Annotated in this window: 1 protein-coding gene; it reads right to left on the reverse strand. The window is 57.6% G+C overall.

Annotated elements, in window-relative coordinates; all coding sequences use genetic code 11:
• Nucleotides 1–330 precede the first annotated feature (330 nt).
• A partial coding sequence (locus Q0D45_RS18485) for a hypothetical protein (RefSeq protein ID WP_293396290.1) occupies nucleotides 331–561 on the reverse strand: 231 nt, incomplete at its 5' end.

A 561-nucleotide genomic window follows, 5' to 3' on the forward strand; every position in this document is an offset into this window, starting at 1 on the left:
CGATCGATTTGCCGTCGACCGAGACGGTCAGCCCGGCAACGCCTTCAGCGCCCCGCACGACCGCGACAGCAACTTCACCCGGCGAAACCTGTGCGGCCTCGACCTGGCCGGCGACCGCAATGGCAAACAGTGACGTGGCAAGACGTGCACGCGTCATAAGAAAATTTCCCCGGTAAGTAGATCAATGCCCACGGCGGCGCCGTTTGGAATGGCGGCAAAGTACTGACCGGATATGACGGATTCATGAAATTGTCAGGGGCTAATCGCGGCCCTCGACCAGCGTTGCCTCGAACATGCAAGTTATTGTAAAAATTATGTTTTTTAATTGATTTACAAATGTGAATTCAACGACTTGCGAGCCGTACGCGATACCGTCATAAAGCCTTGGTCGGTCACGGAAATGTCGCAATCGGCGGTCCGAACCGGAATGCTCACGGCCTGACGACTGCCTCCGTTCGTCACCTGATGGTCGGCCTTGGCAATCAGGCCGGAGCGGGTTCCTTCGGTGCGCGAAAGAGCGCTTCTGGCACGCCGCGCGTCAGTTGATCCGGACCACGGCTG

This window comes from Nevskia sp. (assembly GCF_023266035.1).
Taxonomy (GTDB): domain Bacteria; phylum Pseudomonadota; class Gammaproteobacteria; order Nevskiales; family Nevskiaceae; genus Nevskia.